The sequence below is a fragment of the Pedobacter sp. KBS0701 genome (assembly GCF_005938645.2).
Lineage (GTDB): Bacteria > Bacteroidota > Bacteroidia > Sphingobacteriales > Sphingobacteriaceae > Pedobacter.
The window spans coordinates 4,039,236-4,056,133 of record NZ_CP042171.1 but is presented as its reverse complement, the minus strand read 5'-3'; the positions used below and the strand labels follow the sequence as shown (position 1 = coordinate 4,056,133).

Sequence of the window (16,898 nt, the reverse complement as noted above, 5' to 3'; positions counted from 1 at the left end):
TTATATTTTTTATAAATGTTTTAGTAAAAACAAATGAAATGAGCCTTTGGTTCAGATTTGTTTTTATTTCCATATAAAAGGATATCTCATTAAGTCACTTAGCGTCTTCTCACTCGCTTGCTTTACTGTAGCTATCTACCATCAGTCGAAAATTCAATTCTAGCTGTTTTAATTGATTACCCCAATATTCAAAATTTCAAGAATGGTTTATGGTGTACAAAACCAATTTCCTGTAAACAATGTTGTTATAGAAAAAAGATATTATGAAACCGGATAACAATAACGAACAAGAAAATCAAGATAACCTGGCACATGAAGCTGGCCTTGACCAATCTGACAACACTGAGAATAAGAATAAAGACCTGGAGGATAATGAACTTCAGCGGGGGCTTACCGGTGAAAGCGATGATGAAGAAGATGTCTCTGGAGATCTGGCCGGAAACGCAGCTGGAAATCCAGAAGAATAAGAGGCCTTTATGACCAAAATTGTCGGCCTGAATCTGCCGATGACCTTTTAATTAGTTGAAACAAATATTTGTCCTTCGGCAGACTGGTATGAACCGATTAGGATAAAGCTATCCACATTGCAGGAAGGAATGGTTATATGATTTTTCAGCTTTGGGTTGAGATAACTTCATCCTATGAAAAATGGATCCCCGATAACAATTTTTACGAAAAACTTATCATTAGCTTCCATGTAAACCTAACGCTCCGGATGTCAATTTTTTTGCCTCCTTGAGCCAAGGGCACGAAAGAAGTAAATGAATGCAACATAAACAATTATGCATACAGTTTGCCAGCTACCTGGCCGTCCTTATCCGCTTGGATCTACCTGGGACGGCAAGGGGACTAATTTTGCACTTTTTGCGGCGCATGCCCAAAAGGTAGAACTCTGCCTTTATAATGAGGATGGAGAAGAAACAGGCCGGATTAATATTGCTGAACGTGATCACCATATTTTTCACTGTTATATTCCTGATATTGGCCCCGGGCAGTTATATGGTTACCGGGTGTACGGCGTTTACGAACCGATAAACGGTCACAGGTTTAATCCGAATAAATTACTGATTGATCCCTATGCGAAGGCAATATCGGGTGATGTGGAATGGTGTTCTGCAGTTTTTGGATATGACCTGGATGGAGAAGAAGCTGATTTAAGTTTCTCTGATACGGATAGTGCACCTTACATGCCCAAGTCGGTAGTTGTTGATATGGCCTATGATTGGGGGGATGATAAACCTTTACAGATTCCCTATAATCAAACTGTGATTTACGAGCTTCATGTAAAGGGTTTTTCCAGGTTAAATCCCTTAGTTCCAGAATCGCTGCGTGGTACTTATGCGGGGTTGGCCCATCCGGCAAGTATTCAATACCTTAAATCGCTGGGTATTACTGCTGTTGAGTTAATGCCCGTACACCAGTTTGTTTCTGACGGCCATCTGATTGACAGGGGACTAAATAATTATTGGGGATATAATACCATCGGTTTTTTTGCGCCCGAATCCAGGTATGCTTCTTCCGGTGCGAATGGAAAGCAGGTTAACGAATTCAGGGATATGGTTAAAGCCCTGCATGCTGCCGGAATAGAAGTTATTTTAGATGTAGTTTATAACCATACCGCCGAAGGCAACGAGAAAGGCCCGACACTCTCTTTTAAGGGAATCGATAATTTTACTTATTATAGGCTAGAAGAGAAGAACAAACGATATTATACAGATTATACGGGAACGGGGAATACCTTAAATTCAAGAATGCCTACCGTACTCAGGTTTATTATGGATAGCCTGGGGTTTTGGATACAGGAGATGCATGTGGATGGATTCAGGTTTGATCTGGCTTCAACTTTGGCAAGGGGGCTGCACGATGTTGACAGGTTGGGTGCATTTTTTGATATCATCCACCAGGATCCGATCATTTCTATGGTAAAACTGATTGCTGAACCCTGGGATTTAGGAGAAGGCGGCTACCAGGTGGGCAAGTTCCCTCCAGGCTGGGCAGAATGGAACGGCAAGTACCGCGATCTGATGCGCCGTTTCTGGAAAGGCGACAGTGGAACACTCGGACAGTTTGCTAAACGGTTTTTAGGAAGTCCTGATATTTATATGCAGGATTACAGAAGGCCAACTGCCAGCATTAATTTCATTACTGCACACGATGGTTTTACCCTTCACGATTTGGTAAGCTATAATGAACGGCACAACCTGGCAAATGGCGATCACAATACCGATGTCGAAGCGGAGAACCACTCGTGGAACTGCGGTGTGGAAGGCCAAACGGATGATAATACCATAAATACACTCCGTGCCAGACAAAAACGCAATTTTTTAGCCACACTGTTACTTTCGCAAGGCATCCCGATGATCACCTCGGGCGATGAAATAGGAAAGACCCAAATGGGTAATAACAATGCCTATTGTCAGGACAATGAAATTTCCTGGATAGATTGGCAGCACAAAGATGAGGCACTTTTAAAGTTCACTCAAGACCTGATTAGACTCCGCCTTAAACATCCGAGCCTGCGTAGAAAAGAATGGATAGTGGGTGATCGGATCGATTCGGATGGACTTTTGGACATTGCCTGGTTTTCGCCAAGCGGTAAAATTATGGAAACTGTGGATTGGCAAACGGATAATTCCGGTAGTATCGGCATTTTTCTTCATGGAGAAGGCATACAGGGGAAATCAGAAAATGGAGAGGATATTCTGGATGTCCATTTTTACCTCATCTTCAATGCCCATCACGATGGTGTAACCTTTAAACTACCGGAAGAGAAATATGCATCTAAGTGGTCTGTTGAGATTTCGACAGATGAACAGATTGATCAGCAAGCGCAATTTGGAGCAGAAAGCAGTGTTGAGGTTGGAGGAAGAACGTTAATGGTACTTAGGGCAGGATAACTGCCCTAAGATTTATAAAAGGCCCTGAAGGCCATTTTTCGTCGCCAAAACAGTTAAAACCTTTATTTCTCCCGGAACATCACGGGGATCTTTTAATGTGTTCGCATCAAAATTGCGTAACTGTAAAACAGTGACAGTTTTTTTTAGCGCTCCGATTTCTGCACCCATTAAGGCATGTACTTTGAGCGCGGGTTTCCTGACTGTAAGTGCATTCATGGATTCATTATCCAGCCCAACTGATCTTTTCATCTTTTCCATATATTCTTTTTTGTTATTAATAACAAAAAAAATCTTTCACTGGTTTTAAGATGTTTATTTTTTTTGCACATTTTTTGGCGAATCTATTTCATTTACGGGAATCACTTCAAGGTCTTTCTGCGGTGGTCCGTTTAGGACTTTTCCTGTAATCGAAAATCTACCTCCATGGCAGGGACAGTCCCAGGTTTTTTCTGTTGGGTTCCAGTCCACAATACAGCCAGCATGTGTACATACCGGATTTAAGGCTGTTATTTCTCCGGTATCATCTTTATATAATGCCAGTTTTTTTCCATCAAATTCTACTATTTTACCCTCATCATTTGCCAGTTCACCGGTAGATCTGATTATTTCAGCACCAAAACGATCAGCTACAAAATGGTAAGCCACATCTGCATTTTCCTTTACAAACTCGGTAAATCCAGAGATCGGTTTTAACCTTGATGGGCTCAGCAATTTTTCATAGGGGTTTTCTTTTCCTAAAATAAGATCGCTGAGCAGGACAGCCGAAAGACTACCTAATATCATGCCGTTCCCATTAAAACCTGTTGCAACGAAAATCCCCTTGTCGCTACCGGGTAAATGGCCAATGTAGGGAAGGCCATCAACAGGTACATAGTATTGGGATGACCAGCGGAAATCGATCTGGCTAATGTCGAAATATGTTCTGGCATAGCTTTCAAGATCTTCAAATGCCTTTATTGGATCTTCGTGACCGGTTTTATGATCAGCACCTCCAATAATCAGATATTTTTGTCCATCAATTTCATGGCTCCTAAAGTAATGGTATGGCTCCTGCATATCGTATGCGAGGCTATCTGGATACTCGCCGCTGTTCAGTTTTACTGCCAGTACATAACTGCGGTAAGGTGCATTGCGTAGTGAAAGAATATTTATACCTGGAGGAATGTGCGTTGCGTAAACAATATTTTTTGCTTTGAATGTAAATTTATCGCTCTTTGCATAGTGGATGTCTTCACGCAACTCGGTACTATGGATAAACGTTTGTTCGATAATTTTTCCGCCCAGTCTTTCAAATTCTTTGGCCAGGCCGGTGATATATTTTAAGGGGTGGAACTGGGCCTGGTTTTTAAAACACAGCACATGCTCAAACGGGATTGGAACACCGTTTTCAAAAACTTCGCTCACTTCTATACCGGCAGTTTGCGATGATTCCAGAATAGACTGGAGTTCTTCGGTTTCTTTTTCGTTCTGCGAAAAAAGATAAGCCGCTTTAAACTCAAAGTCTGCATCAATTTTTAGTTCCCTGATGTTTGTGCTGATCATTTCGATCATCTTCTTTGCGCCTTTGGCCATCAGGCTTGAGGCCTCTTTACTGAAAGCGCTGTCAATTTCAGGATAAGTGGTGTCCAGAAAAGTGTTTAAGTGCGCGGTAGTTCCCCCAGTTGTGCCGAAACCTAGATTTTTTGCTTCTACCAGTAAACATTTCTTTCCTTGTTTTTGCAGAAGCAGAGCGGTTGTTATACCGGTAATTCCTCCGCCTATAATCAGTGCATCGTATACTTCCTGGTAATCAGAATAGTCACTTGCCGGGTGGTCTGCTAAAGCAGATTGCCAGATACTGGTATTGGCTCCGTCTCTCTTATTTGTTTCTGTTCCGTGGTTTTCCATTTTTTAAAGCAGTTGATACATTAAAAACCTGTTTTTAAACAGAAAGGTTTGTAGTTTTTTTAAAACAGCTTAGCTGCTATTCTGAGTGATTATTTTTATAGGGTATCATTTTAAATTTTAAAAGTTATTTCAGGCCTGGTTATTTATGTTCAAATTAATCAAACCAAGAGCAAAGACAAATGGTTCTATAGAAAAAGAGACAATGGGAAAATTAAATAACAGTCTGGTTCCCCGGCAGGTTATCGGAAGCCAGATGGATGTGGTTGAAGAACGGAAGTTAAACAGCCTCAGTCAGGCGCAGGAATTTTTCTCAATAGCTGCAAAAAGATTACTTGAAGTGAATGAATGGAGTAAAATCTCCGGACTTTCAGACTTTAAGATTTTTGCGCCTGAAGGGAAAGAAGCTATGCGATCAGCCCAAAAGGGAGATTTCATTAGAATAGATATCCCTGGGCCAGGTCCGGTATCAGGAGATGGATTTGATTGGGTAATGATTGAAGAAATTAAAAAAGACCATGAGGGTGATCAGGAAATGATCAGTATGTGTGTCCGTCCATGTCCTTCACCTTTTAATAACGATAAACAAACTGCTCATTTTTTAAAAAACCATGCCACTTCCACCTTTATTGTCCGCAGAGATGGGATTACTGTATGGGCAGAGGAACATGGCAGGAATGAGCAGGCGAATACCGATGAAGGAAATTTAATCGATAGAACACGGAATCTCATTGTTGGTTTTAGTGCAAAGCTTGGTTTATCCTATCCTCAATGGAAACTGCTGGTAAAAGGACTACTTGATGGCAGACCTTAATGTTGTAAAATTGCAAGTCCTTCTTCATTACCCTGCATTGCTGCAAGCTCTGCAGCACGCTGTCCACGGATATCGGTAAGCGAAGGATCTGCACCTTTTTCAAGTAAGAGTTTCAGCAGATCGTTCCTTCCAAACATCGCTGCAAACATTAATGCCGTTCCACCGTTTCCATGTTGCAGGTCTAATTTTGCACCCCTGGCTATAAGTAATTCGGCAATTGGTAGGTAACCCTTAAAGCAAACACCCATTAGTGCTGTATTGCCACCAAAGTCTGCGGCATCTATATCAGCTCCTGCATCTAAAAGCACCTCTGCACTTTGTAAACGGTTATTATAACAGGCGATGATTAACGGGGTATAGCCTTTCTCATCTCTGACATTTACATTGGCACCCCTTTTAATCAGCTCTTTCAATACTTCGGTTTCTCCCTGCCTTGCTGCAGGTATAATTAATTGGTCTAAATTTTCCATGTAGATAAAACTGTGATTATAGGGAAAAGGTTTTCCTGCCTTTAAGTTAAAACAGATTTTATTAATTTGCTACGGCAGTAACTGGCTGCTTAGAAATAGGTCAATCCGTTTTATTCCTGTTCGTCCGCTTTTTGCCCGATGATTTTTCGCTGGAAAGTTTTTCTGCAGAATCAATGGAATGCGAAACGTGTATGTCTTCATCTTTTTCTGCCGCATCAGAAAGTTTTTGATAATATTTATGCAGTACGTCAAGCTCAGCCTCCGAAAGATCTTCAATATCAACCATGCGGTTACTGGCGTGCCGGCTTGCTGCCAATAGTTCATTAAGCTTCAATTGTATTGCTTTTGAATCTTTGTTTTGCGTTTTTTGAATCAGAAATACCATTAAAAAAGTAATGATGGTTGTCCCTGTATTAATGACCATTGCCAGGTATCCGAATAATGGAATACAGGGCCGCTTATGCCCCAGATAATGATAACACCTAAAGCCATGGTAAAAGCCCAGGCACTTCCTGTCCAATAAGTAATTTTATCGGATATACGCTCAAAAAGGTTTTGCTTTTTCATGATAAAATTTTTTAAAACTATATACAAGGCTAACCCTGTTTGGTTTTAATTTATGTTAAAACATGATTGAGCAGCGCTTTATTGAAAGAGAAAGCAAAAAAAAAGGCTCCTTTTGGAGCCTTTTTTAATTATTCTGCTACCGCCTCAGCGTTGACTGCGTTAACGGCTATTTCGGTCAGGGCTACATCTGTCGCCTTCTCATTTTCGAGCGTTTGCGTCAGTAGTTCTGCCACGTCATCGTGGCCAATATTCTCTGCAAATACCCTTAAAGTTCCGTAGGTTGCAATTTCATAATGCTCCACCTTTTGAGCAGCCAGGATAAGCCCGGCATCGCGGATCATGGTGCCTTTATCAGTATCAGCGATAATTCCGTTGGCCTCTTCCAATAAACCAGCCATCGCATCACATTTTTTTGCACTGGCTTTTTCTCCTAAAAGACTGAATACTTCTTCCAGGGTGGCGATATGTTGCTCAGTTTCCTGGGTGTGTTTTTCAAAAGCTGCTGCCAGTTCAGGACTTGTAGCGGCCTTCTGCATTTTTGGAAGCGCCTTTGCAAGATGTTTCTCTGCCCAATAAATATCCTTTAACTCATCAATAAAAAAATCATGGAATTCTGAATTCTCAATTTTTCCTGTTTTTCCTGTAGGTTTAGCGGTTTTTTTTACCGTTGCTTTTGTAGTTGCCATAATTATATTTTTAATAGGTTTCTTTATTATAGAACAGGTTAAAAGTGTGATGGTTTTGAGTTTTTTATTATATCATCCCGATATCGAGAGACCTGATCAATATTTCTTTCTGACGAAACTGTTTTTCCAGACTCGTTTTAAGTTTCTTCCAAAATTTTTGATCAACAAGGGGTACCATCACTTCAAATACCATCATTTTGTCTTTCTCCAATTGTCCTTTTTCCCTCCAGCTGCCCAATACGGGGTTTTGGGCATAAATACTCAGTCCTCCGAAATTTTTGATCAGTTTTTGCTCCAGCGCCTTTAATTTTTGATCTGCAGATCGCGAATTTGTTAAAGGCAAAAACAACTGGATGAGTTTTTGTTTGTCATGGTTGTTTCTACGGCCCTTGTCAATAAGTTTAAGGGCCTGATCCTGGTTGATATGCCCCTGGACCTTAAATGATTTTCCTGCCTGCAGGTTATAGCCAATGAAAAACTGCTCAATTTCTTTCAGTAGTTTTTCAGGTATTTCCTTTAATGAATTTAACTTTTCATAAGCCAGACTAATTTCCGGAACGGCAATAAAACGATCGTTACGTGTTATTTTTCCATCTTTTTCCCGCTGTTGGGCCTTTATCCCGCCAATAATCCGGCAATCGACCACACAGCCCGTGAAAGTATTAAGTTCAGAGATCAGCATCACATCAAACGGATCGCCATCATCTCCGATGGTACCCGGAATAAACCCAAAATCAAATGGAAAGACTGTGCCTGCCGGCATCAGTTTGCTCAGCAAAAAGCTGCCACTTTCGGGTTCATAGTCGAATTTTTGTCGCGATCCTTTTGGTGTCTCGATAATTACCTGTGTATATCTGCTCATCACCCTAAACTATTAATATGGTTATTTTGATTATCAGTTTATTTCCCTGTTTCCATATGAGGTGCATCAACGGGTTTCGATTCTGGCGATCCCTTTTGCCTTAAAAATATCGTGAGTACCACAATGGCAGCTACAGACAGGAATTCGCTCTGCCAGTTTTGGAAGGTTTCGAACCAGAAATTGGCTTGTCCGATGTATGCGCCCATCGTGTCTGTTGGTTCTCCTTTTAATACCTGTTCTACATTGTGGTCTTGCCAGCTGCCATAAAAATGCAGGTACCAGCTCAGCAAAAAAAGTATGCTGAAAACAATAGAAAGCGAGTTGGAATATAGTTTTAAGATCCACCCGCCCCGGCGTACTGCCCATGGCGCATCTTTAGAAGGAACAGGTTCCCGGTCTACTTCCTCGGGCTCATCCAGTTTTTTTGATTCGGCAGAACCAATCTGGCGGAGTTTTACGGTCAACAATACATATAACATCATCTGTAAAAATTCACTTTCGAAATTTTCAAAAGTTGCGGAGATAAAATGACCTGTCTGCAGGTAAGTGCCGAAATCAAGGCCGGGTGCTCCATGTTCGTTCAGTTCACTGTTGTGCTCGTTCCAGCCGGTAAGGGCCTGCGCGAAAAGCGTAAGGATAAACAGGCTGATGAAGACAACAGACAGCCCGTTTTTATATAACCAGGTTTTTTTGGGGAATACTTTTTTTGCTTTCATAATACGGCTATTAATTAGATGGAATCAAGATATTCTATCAGCATTGCTGCACAGGCCTCTACCGTTGCAGAAACAATTTCTTCCCGTTCTCCGGTAAAATTAAACCTTTGCGAAAAGGCCAGATCACCCTGGTGGGTGGCATAAATAAACATGGTACCTACTGGTTTTTCCTGGGTTTCGCTCCCGCCCGGGGTGGTGAGTCCGGTAATTCCGATATGGATATCTGCAGGGATCAACCGTGAAAGCCCAAGGCTAATTGCCCGGGTTACCTCCATTGATTCGGGTGTATAGGTTTTAATAAGCGCGTGGTCAACCTGTAAAAGATCTTCCTTTAAGCAGGCATCATAACAGGCGATACCACCTTTAAGAAATTTTCCAGCATTATCAATCATGGAAAATTCAGCTGAAAGCCGGCCGGCAGTCGCACTTTCGGCAAAGGCTATTATTAAATTTTTACTGATGAGCATTTTGCCCACCGTATCCATATTCTCGCTTTTCATAATAAGATCTGGCTAGTGGCCCACTCATTATCTGATTAAGGGCTTCGCCTAAAATAACATCCTGTTTTGGCAAATGGTTTTAAAGCCGGGATCGTAACAGGTAGCTATTAGGCCCTTTATTAAAACATACATAAATTTCGGAAACTAAATAGCAAAATATAGGGTTATAATACATGATGGTCAACAACGAAACATCTTAAACATAAACATACCATGAAAAAACAAGACAGCGGCAGTAAACCAAAACTTAGCGCTAAAGATACGATAGCGGCTTCTCCGGCCTTGAAAGAACTCTTTAAAGATGGAATCTGTGATCTTTATTGGGCCGAGAATCATTTGGTTAAAAATTTGCCTAAAATGATTTCCAGCGCAACATCACCAGTACTTAAAGGTGCAATTGAATCGCATCTTACTGAAACCACAGGACATGTAGCCAGACTTGAAAAGGTATTTGAACTCCTTGGCGAAAAACCCATAGCCAAAAAATGTGATGCGATGGAAGGATTGAGTAAAGAGGGAGAAAGTATTATTGAAGAAACTGAGGCTGGAACAGCAACCCGGGATGTGGGCATTATATTAGCCAGCCAAAAGGTAGAACACTACGAAATTGCTTCTTACAGCGGGCTTTTCCAATTGGCAACTACATTGGGTTTAACAGAAATTGCAGATTTACTTGAACAAACACTAGCAGAAGAAAAACTTGCTGATGTAAAGCTTACCGATATTGCTGAGAATGAAATTAATTATAAAGCAGCTGAGGAGGCTTAAGAAAGGAGAAAAAAATGGCAAAAAAAACAACAGTAAAAGATACCAGTCCAATACAACAGGACAATGATAAAACGACAAAACTTGAGGCCTTTGTTGCGGATTCTACCGGTCAAAAACTAACCACCAATCATGGAGTCAAAATAAACGACGACCAGAATTCTCTTAAGGCCGGCGATCGCGGTGCAACCTTATTGGAAGATTTTATATTACGGGAAAAGATTACCCATTTCGACCATGAGCGGATACCCGAGCGTGTTGTACATGCCAGAGGATCTGGGGCACATGGGGTGTTTAAGGTATATGAGGACATGTCTGACATGACAAGGGCAGCTTTCCTTTGCGATCCGGGTTTGGAAACACCTGTTTTTGTCCGGTTTTCAACTGTAGCAGGATCAAGAGGTTCTACCGATCTTGCCCGTGATGTCCGGGGTTTTGCCGTAAAATTTTACACTCAGGAAGGTAATTTTGACCTTGTAGGTAATAACATGCCTGTATTTTTTATTCAGGATGCAGTTAAATTCCCTGACTTAGTGCATGCTGTTAAGCCTGAGCCAGACAATGAAATGCCCCAGGCGGCATCTGCACACGATACTTTTTGGGATTTCATTTCCTTTATGCCCGAGTCTGCTCACATGGTTATGTGGCTGATGAGCGACAGGGCCGTTCCAAGGAGTTACCGGATGATGGAAGGTTTCGGGGTACATACTTTTCGCTTTGTTAATGGATCGGGGGTGGCAAGTTTTGTGAAATTTCACTGGAAACCACTGCTGGGCGTACATTCGGTTGCATGGGATGAAGCGCAGAATATTTCTGGAAAGGACCCAGACTTTCATAGAAGAGATCTTTGGGATGCGATAGAAGCAGGTGCTTTTCCGGAGTGGGAACTTGGTGTTCAGATTGTTGCAGAAGAAGATGAATTTAAGTTTGGCTTCGACTTATTGGATCCGACAAAATTAATTCCTGAAGAGCTGGTTCCGGTGCAACGCATTGGAAAAATGACTTTAAACCGCAATCCCGATAATTTTTTTGCAGAAACTGAACAGGTTGCTTTTCATGTCGGGCATGTTGTTCCGGGAATAGATTTTACCAACGACCCGCTTTTACAGGGCAGGCTTTTTTCTTATACCGATACGCAGCTGATCAGGCTTGGCGGACCAAATTTTCATGAGATTCCGATTAACAGACCTGTTGTGTCTGTACACAATAACCAGCGCGACGGCTATATGCGCCAAACTATAAACCGTGGGAAGACCAGTTATGGTCCTAATGGAATAGCTGCAAACGATCCACAACAGGCTACAGCTGCAGATGGCGGCTTTGTAAGTTATAACGAACGTATTGATGCGAAGAAGATCCGCGCAAGAAGCAGGAGCTTTTTCGATCACTTCTCACAGGCGAGGTTGTTTTTTAACAGTCAGTCTGATGCCGAAAAAAACCACCTTATAGATGCATTAAGCTTTGAGCTGGGCAAGGTAAAAATGGTTGAGATAAGGGAACGCATGCTTGGCTTACTTAACCATGTTGATAAAGGACTTGCTGCAGCAGTAGCTTATGCTCTTGGGCTTCACGTTCCCGTTATTCCTTTGGAAGAACTAAATGGCAGTGTGCCGGCAGACGCTGATCCTGCTGATTATAGCCCCGAACAGAAAGATGGAGAACTTGCAAAATCGGAGGCATTAAGTATGTCTGGAACACTTAAGGATAGCATTGCTACCAGAAAAATAGCCATCCTAGCAGCAGATGGGGTAGATGGTAAATCGCTCAGTCAAGTTAAGGATGCACTTATTGCCCAAGGTGCAGTTGTGCACATTATAGCGCCAAAACTTGGTGCCATTCTTTCGCAGGAAGATCAGCAGATCAAGGTTGATGAGAGTTTTCTTACAGCCGCTTCTGTACTTTATGATGCTGTTTATCTTCCGGGAGGAACAAACAGTTCTGCTACATTAGAAGCAGAGGCTAATGCAGTACATTTTCTGAACGAGGCCTTTAAGCATTGTAAGGCAATAGCAGCCGATGTTACCGCAATACAGGTTTTGGAGGCTACATATTTCTACAAGAAACTTCCGGATGAATATTCGGAGGAGACTGTGCTGCGCGAGGGGATAATTGTTTCGGAAAATCTTTCTTCATTAGCAGAACTGTTTATCAGGATGATTGCCCAGCACAGATTTTGGGACCGGGAAGTTCCAAGAAAAATTCCGGCATAGAAATTCCGGTAATTTTAGAACAACACCAGTTTAAATGTCATTTCAGCCAGGTAATCCATCAGCCTGGCTGTTTTTTTAATAAAACCAAACCGGCAAAGGTTTTAGCTTGTTTTATAATGGAGAGGAATTTTTCCGGACAGCAAGAAAATCTGCCCGGAATTAATCTATAGCGTATTATAAATTTAATTATTCGACATGGAAAATTATAAGAACTCTGAAGATCCGAAAGAAAAATATCCGAAACCCGCATTTCCAACACAGGACCAGGAGCCTCCCGGAACCGAGTCGGAATTAATTCCAAAAGCAGATCATGGGGAACTTTCATATAAAGGCAGCGGAAAACTGGCCGGGAAAAAAGCTGTTATTACGGGCGGTGACTCCGGAATAGGGCGTGCTGTAGCCATTGCATTTGCAAGAGAGGGGGCAGATGTGCTGATCAGTTATTTAAATGAAACCGAAGATGAGGATGCACAGGAAACGGCCCGTTGGGTAACCGAAGCCGGAAGAAAAGCGATAACCTTGCCAGGTGACATCAGAAACCAAGAGCATTGTCAGGAAATTATCGATACTGCTGTTAGTGAACTGGGCGGTCTGGATATTTTGGTTAATAATGCTGCTTTTCAAATGGCCCGGAAAGGGTTGGATGATTTGTCACCTGCTGAATGGGAGCGGACATTTGATACCAATATTACTGCCATGTTCTATTTATGCAAAGCGGCAGAGCCTCATCTCAAACCCGGCAGCAGCATCATCAATACAACTTCGGTTAATGCATACTCGCCAAGCGAGCAGCTTTTGGCTTATGCCACAACCAAAGGCGCCATACAGAATTTTACGGCTAATCTGAGCCAGATATTGTTGAAAAACGGCAAGGGAATCAGGGTGAATGCTGTAGCTCCTGGCCCAATATGGACGCCATTGATCCCGTCTACAATCCCGGATCATGAAGAATTCGGAAAGCAGTCGCCGATGGGCAGACCAGCCCAGCCCGTAGAAGTAGCCCCGGCATTTGTGTTTCTGGCCGCTGATGATGCAAGCTATGTTGCAGGGGCCACTATACCCGTTACAGGTGGGATGATTACCATCTGATAAAAGGCAATCCGTCCTGCTAAGTATGATTTTTAATAAATATTAAAACTATGGAAAACAAAAAAACAGACATCGAAACACAGAAAGAGGATAAAGTAGGGGTTATCCCGCTCTCGGAAATAGAAGGAAGTGATGCTGACAGTGCTCACCAGGATGAAGATGCTGCCGGGGAGTTGGCTAAACAGTCATCAAAATCGGATTCGGAGATGGATCAACAGACTGATGAAGACCTTAATGATTAAATAGATCATTAATTTTTTAAAGGCTTTGATGAATTGAAAAAATAGATTTTTATGGATACTACAAAACATTTTGCCCTTGTTACAGGGGCAAGCAGCGGCATTGGTTATGAACTCGCAAAGCTTTTTGCGAAAGACAGCTTTAACCTGATTATTGTTGGCAGGGACGAGGCCAAACTAAAACGGGTTGCGGTTGTACTCGAAGAACATGGAGTTGAAGTCATCACCATTACTGCCGATCTTTTTGAGCCTAAGGCTGCTTTAGACGTGTACGAGCAAATAAAAGCTAAAAATATACAGGTAGATGTGCTGGTTAATGATGCAGGCCAGGGTGTTTACGGCAAGTTTATAGATACCGATCTGGATAAGGAACTCGATATTATCCAGCTTAACATCTCTGCTCTGCTAACCTTAACCAAATTGTATGTACGTGAAATGGTAGCGCGGGGAAGCGGCAAAATATTAAATGTGGCTTCTGTTGCAGGAAAAGTACCCGGACCTTATCAGGCTGTTTATCATGGAACAAAAGCATTTGTGCACTCCTTTAATGAAGCAGTCCGCGCGGAAATTAAAGATACACCTGTTACCATAACCTCTTTATTGCCAGGTCCAACGGATACCGATTTTTTTAGAAAAGCCGATATGCTGGATTCTAAGGTGGTACAGGATGGGGAACTGGCAGACCCTGCAGATGTAGCTAAAGATGGTTATGAGGCCATGATTGCAGGAAAGGATATGGTGATCTCCGGATTTAAGAATAAATTGCAGGTAGCAATGGGGAATGTTACGCCTGATAGTTTGCTGGCCGAACAGACCGGTAAGCAGCAGGAGCCGGTTGATGATCAATCATAATGGCATTCTAAAAACCGGTATCTAAAACTGGTCGTTATTTAGACCGGAACCAAGTGGAGTGGAGAAATTTTTGAACGATGTTAAAAGATCTCCCCATTGCGGGTGGATGATAATTGGAGGTCATTTATTCCTCAGAATGACAGTGTTTTAGGTTTTGCGTTTCAGAAAGATTTGGAAATGAACAGACAGTGGTTCTTGGCGGCCTGCTGTCCCGCTCTTTGTTCCAAGTCCTCGCCCTCATGCTTCGGGTCTGCGGGCTTTGCACACCGATCGGGTTTAGGAACTACGGCTGGTGCTGCAAAAGCTAAAAATAAATATAGAAACAGACGCTTTGCAATTACAAAACGCTAAACCAGGTCACAAATCCCGCACCAACAAAAACCTCGAAAGCTACTCTGCGATGATCTGCGAAATCAGCGGGAAATATTTGGGTAAGGTCTTCGGCTATGCTATTAATATAGATGTTATATTTACTAATGATAATAATTGTGGGCGTCATTTCGACTGGAACACAGTGGAATGGAGAAATCTTTGAACGATGTTAGAAGATCTCCCCACTGCAGCCCGAAACAACGATCTTAGCCTAACAATTCAGAGTTTTAGAGCCATGCCATACCTAACCCTTGTTAAATAAACCCGACAGAGCGGATAGCCCACAGTGAAGCTTTAGCGTAACGAGGACTATAAGCGATGGCGGGACTGCTGCCAGCCATGAAAAACAGACCTTTCGTTTCTAAAACCTAAAAACATTTTTTACTATTCACCTGGCCTATATCTTAAAGATCCTTGATCTATGTGTCTAAAAAAAATCTAACCGCTACCATAACAGATTTCTAAAATTGGGCGTCATTTCGACTGGAAAGTAGGGGAATGGAGAAATCTTCGATGTTAAAAGATCTCTCCACTGCGGTCGAGATGACGATATCACACAACCTATAGCCATCAATCTGAAATTTTTCTAAAATCAGGGCCTCATGATGACAAGGGCTTAAGCATTCAGTTTCTCTGTGTTAACGGCTAAAACGTTTATCTCTCAATGACAGATTTCTAAATTGGGCGTCATTTCGACTGGAACACAGTGGAATGGAGAAATCTTTAAACGATGTTAGAAGATCTCCCCACTGCCAGAAATAACGATATTACTCAAACTATTTTGTGGGACCATGCCATACCTATTATAACTGTTCACCTGGTATCTTTAAAGTCCTTTGTTCCATATCAATAGTAAATCATACTGACTGTACATCAATATTTTATGGTTGCCCGTTTCCGCCGGCAGCACCATATATCTGTCCTGTAGAAAAACTTGCATCATTTGCAGCAAGCTGAACATAAATTGAAGCCAGTTCTGCAGGCTGACCTGGTCTGCCTAATGCAGTGTCTTTGCCAAATTCTTTAAGTTTCTCGGGCGTCGAACCACCTCCCATTTGTAACGGCGTCCAGATAGGACCGGGTGCAACGCCATTTACCCGGATGCCTTTAGGCCCAAGTTGTTTAGCCAGAGATTTTACAAAATTTGTTGTAGCAGCTTTGGTCTGTGCATAATCATAAAGGTCGGGCGAAGGATCGGTTGCCTGTACCGAGGTAGTTCCGATAATAGACGATCCGGGTTTTAAATGTGGCAAGGCTGCTTTAATTATCCAGAACGGGGCATATATGTTTGTTTTTATGGTCCAGTCGAACTGATCGCTGGTTAAATCGGCAAGCGAAGGCGTACTTTGCTGTCTGGCAGCATTACTTACCAGAATATCGAGGCCACCCAACTGGCTTACTGCGGTATCTACCAGCTTTTTGCAAAAGGCTTCGTCTCTGATATCGCCTGGAATTGCAACGGCTTTACGGCCAGCCTTTTTTATCAGTTCAATAACTTCTTTGGCATCCGGTTCTTCCTGTGGAAGATAGCCGATGGCCACGTCCGCGCCTTCTCTGGCATAGGCAATGGCTGCGGCTCTGCCCATGCCAGAATCGCCACCCGTAATTAGCGCCTTTCGTCCTGTCAGTCTTCCCGAACCTTTATAACTGGTTTCGCCATGATCGGGCCTTGGTTCCATTTTGCTGGCTAACGCTGGCCAGGGCTGATTCTGATGGTTAAAGGGTGGACGAGGGTACTTAGTGGTAGGATCTTCAAGCGGCGCATCTGGCCAGTAATTGTTTTGGCTTGATGTTGCTGCAGTTAATGTTGGTGAAATTGCCATGCTAGCCAGTCCGATTCCGAGGCCCCCGATTGCCTCGCGTCGCGTAACTTTTTTTTGTGTGTCCATAATGATGTATTTAATAGGTATAGATATAACCAGATGAAGTTTTAGATGGTTTGGTTTTTTTGAACTTTGGCAAATGAGCTGTTGTT

16 protein-coding genes and 1 pseudogene are annotated in these 16,898 nt (G+C 42.4%); 8 read left to right on the top strand and 9 right to left on the bottom strand.

Annotated features, from left to right (window positions below; genetic code table 11):
* Positions 1 to 263: 263 nt before the first annotated feature.
* Both FFJ24_RS16310 and glgX read left to right on the top strand, forming a co-directional pair.
* Positions 264 to 467, top strand: coding sequence for a hypothetical protein (locus tag FFJ24_RS16310; protein ID WP_138818216.1), 204 nt, complete (start codon positions 264 to 266; stop codon positions 465 to 467).
* Between the two features lie 315 nt (positions 468 to 782).
* Entirely contained in the window at positions 783 to 2,897 is a 2,115-nt protein-coding gene (gene glgX, locus FFJ24_RS16305) for a glycogen debranching protein GlgX (RefSeq protein WP_138818215.1), read from the top strand.
* Between the two features lie 12 nt (positions 2,898 to 2,909).
* Here glgX and FFJ24_RS16300 read toward each other — a convergent pair whose 3' ends face one another.
* Together FFJ24_RS16300 and FFJ24_RS16295 are read right to left on the bottom strand one after the other, a co-directional pair.
* Positions 2,910 to 3,155 carry a hypothetical protein gene (locus tag FFJ24_RS16300; protein WP_138818214.1) on the bottom strand — a complete coding sequence of 82 codons (246 nt, stop codon included), beginning with the start codon at positions 3,153 to 3,155 and terminating at the stop codon, positions 2,910 to 2,912.
* Positions 3,156 to 3,209: 54 nt separating this feature from the next.
* Entirely contained in the window at positions 3,210 to 4,784 is a 1,575-nt protein-coding gene (locus tag FFJ24_RS16295) for an FAD-dependent oxidoreductase (protein ID WP_138818213.1), read from the bottom strand.
* Positions 4,785 to 4,929: 145 nt separating this feature from the next.
* Here FFJ24_RS16295 and FFJ24_RS16290 point away from each other — a divergent pair, with 145 nt between their 5' ends.
* Entirely contained in the window at positions 4,930 to 5,595 is a 666-nt protein-coding gene (locus tag FFJ24_RS16290; protein WP_246862631.1) for a hypothetical protein, read from the top strand.
* Here FFJ24_RS16290 and FFJ24_RS16285 read toward each other — a convergent pair.
* The 6 genes and pseudogenes from FFJ24_RS16285 to FFJ24_RS16260 all read right to left on the bottom strand — a co-directional run bounded on the left by FFJ24_RS16285 (position 5,592) and on the right by FFJ24_RS16260 (position 9,396).
* On the bottom strand, positions 5,592 to 6,065 hold the full coding sequence (locus FFJ24_RS16285) for an ankyrin repeat domain-containing protein (RefSeq protein WP_138818211.1): 474 nt from the start codon (positions 6,063 to 6,065) through the stop codon (positions 5,592 to 5,594). The genes FFJ24_RS16290 and FFJ24_RS16285 overlap by 4 nt on opposite strands.
* Positions 6,066 to 6,165: 100 nt before the next feature.
* Positions 6,166 to 6,557, bottom strand: a pseudogene (locus FFJ24_RS16280) (low affinity iron permease family protein).
* 203 nt (positions 6,558 to 6,760) lie between these two features.
* Entirely contained in the window at positions 6,761 to 7,318 is a 558-nt protein-coding gene (locus FFJ24_RS16275; protein WP_138818210.1) for a ferritin-like domain-containing protein, read from the bottom strand.
* Positions 7,319 to 7,385: 67 nt separating this feature from the next.
* Positions 7,386 to 8,180: an inorganic diphosphatase gene (locus FFJ24_RS16270; protein ID WP_138818209.1), complete on the bottom strand. Its 795-nt coding sequence runs from the start codon at positions 8,178 to 8,180 to the stop codon at positions 7,386 to 7,388.
* A gap of 38 nt (positions 8,181 to 8,218) precedes the next feature.
* Complete coding sequence (locus FFJ24_RS16265; RefSeq protein ID WP_138818208.1) at positions 8,219 to 8,896, bottom strand: DUF6766 family protein; 678 nt, start codon at positions 8,894 to 8,896, stop codon at positions 8,219 to 8,221.
* A gap of 14 nt (positions 8,897 to 8,910) precedes the next feature.
* Positions 8,911 to 9,396 carry a CinA family protein gene (locus FFJ24_RS16260; RefSeq protein ID WP_138818207.1) on the bottom strand — a complete coding sequence of 162 codons (486 nt, stop codon included), beginning with the start codon at positions 9,394 to 9,396 and terminating at the stop codon, positions 8,911 to 8,913.
* A gap of 213 nt (positions 9,397 to 9,609) precedes the next feature.
* Between FFJ24_RS16260 and FFJ24_RS16255 the strand changes: the two genes are divergently transcribed.
* The 5 genes from FFJ24_RS16255 to FFJ24_RS16235 all read left to right on the top strand — a co-directional run bounded on the left by FFJ24_RS16255 (position 9,610) and on the right by FFJ24_RS16235 (position 14,551).
* Positions 9,610 to 10,164 carry a ferritin-like domain-containing protein gene (locus FFJ24_RS16255; protein ID WP_138818206.1) on the top strand — a complete coding sequence of 185 codons (555 nt, stop codon included), beginning with the start codon at positions 9,610 to 9,612 and terminating at the stop codon, positions 10,162 to 10,164.
* A gap of 14 nt (positions 10,165 to 10,178) precedes the next feature.
* Positions 10,179 to 12,371, top strand: coding sequence for a catalase (locus tag FFJ24_RS16250; protein WP_138818205.1), 2,193 nt, complete (start codon positions 10,179 to 10,181; stop codon positions 12,369 to 12,371).
* 195 nt (positions 12,372 to 12,566) lie between these two features.
* Positions 12,567 to 13,460 carry an SDR family oxidoreductase gene (locus FFJ24_RS16245; protein WP_138818204.1) on the top strand — a complete coding sequence of 298 codons (894 nt, stop codon included), beginning with the start codon at positions 12,567 to 12,569 and terminating at the stop codon, positions 13,458 to 13,460.
* Between the two features lie 50 nt (positions 13,461 to 13,510).
* Positions 13,511 to 13,702: a hypothetical protein gene (locus FFJ24_RS16240; protein WP_138818203.1), complete on the top strand. Its 192-nt coding sequence runs from the start codon at positions 13,511 to 13,513 to the stop codon at positions 13,700 to 13,702.
* 51 nt (positions 13,703 to 13,753) lie between these two features.
* Positions 13,754 to 14,551, top strand: coding sequence for an SDR family oxidoreductase (locus FFJ24_RS16235; protein WP_138818202.1), 798 nt, complete (start codon positions 13,754 to 13,756; stop codon positions 14,549 to 14,551).
* A 1,253-nt stretch (positions 14,552 to 15,804) separates the two neighbouring features.
* Here FFJ24_RS16235 and FFJ24_RS16230 read toward each other — a convergent pair.
* Positions 15,805 to 16,812, bottom strand: a complete 1,008-nt coding sequence (locus FFJ24_RS16230) for an SDR family oxidoreductase (protein ID WP_138818201.1) — start codon at positions 16,810 to 16,812, stop codon at positions 15,805 to 15,807.
* Positions 16,813 to 16,898: the final 86 nt, after the last annotated feature.

Coding starts and splice junctions, on each gene's coding strand:
- FFJ24_RS16285 (WP_138818211.1), bottom strand. CDS start 6,065: ATGGAAAATTTAGACCAATTAATTATACCTGCAGCAAGGCAGGGAGAA.
- FFJ24_RS16245 (WP_138818204.1), top strand. CDS start 12,567: ATGGAAAATTATAAGAACTCTGAAGATCCGAAAGAAAAATATCCGAAA.
- FFJ24_RS16300 (WP_138818214.1), bottom strand. CDS start 3,155: ATGGAAAAGATGAAAAGATCAGTTGGGCTGGATAATGAATCCATGAAT.
- FFJ24_RS16260 (WP_138818207.1), bottom strand. CDS start 9,396: ATGAAAAGCGAGAATATGGATACGGTGGGCAAAATGCTCATCAGTAAA.
- FFJ24_RS16230 (WP_138818201.1), bottom strand. CDS start 16,812: ATGGACACACAAAAAAAAGTTACGCGACGCGAGGCAATCGGGGGCCTC.
- FFJ24_RS16250 (WP_138818205.1), top strand. CDS start 10,179: ATGGCAAAAAAAACAACAGTAAAAGATACCAGTCCAATACAACAGGAC.
- FFJ24_RS16270 (WP_138818209.1), bottom strand. CDS start 8,180: ATGAGCAGATATACACAGGTAATTATCGAGACACCAAAAGGATCGCGA.
- FFJ24_RS16295 (WP_138818213.1), bottom strand. CDS start 4,784: ATGGAAAACCACGGAACAGAAACAAATAAGAGAGACGGAGCCAATACC.
- FFJ24_RS16290 (WP_246862631.1), top strand. CDS start 4,930: ATGTTCAAATTAATCAAACCAAGAGCAAAGACAAATGGTTCTATAGAA.
- glgX (WP_138818215.1), top strand. CDS start 783: ATGCATACAGTTTGCCAGCTACCTGGCCGTCCTTATCCGCTTGGATCT.
- FFJ24_RS16275 (WP_138818210.1), bottom strand. CDS start 7,318: ATGGCAACTACAAAAGCAACGGTAAAAAAAACCGCTAAACCTACAGGA.
- FFJ24_RS16265 (WP_138818208.1), bottom strand. CDS start 8,896: ATGAAAGCAAAAAAAGTATTCCCCAAAAAAACCTGGTTATATAAAAAC.
- FFJ24_RS16235 (WP_138818202.1), top strand. CDS start 13,754: ATGGATACTACAAAACATTTTGCCCTTGTTACAGGGGCAAGCAGCGGC.
- FFJ24_RS16310 (WP_138818216.1), top strand. CDS start 264: ATGAAACCGGATAACAATAACGAACAAGAAAATCAAGATAACCTGGCA.
- FFJ24_RS16240 (WP_138818203.1), top strand. CDS start 13,511: ATGGAAAACAAAAAAACAGACATCGAAACACAGAAAGAGGATAAAGTA.
- FFJ24_RS16255 (WP_138818206.1), top strand. CDS start 9,610: ATGAAAAAACAAGACAGCGGCAGTAAACCAAAACTTAGCGCTAAAGAT.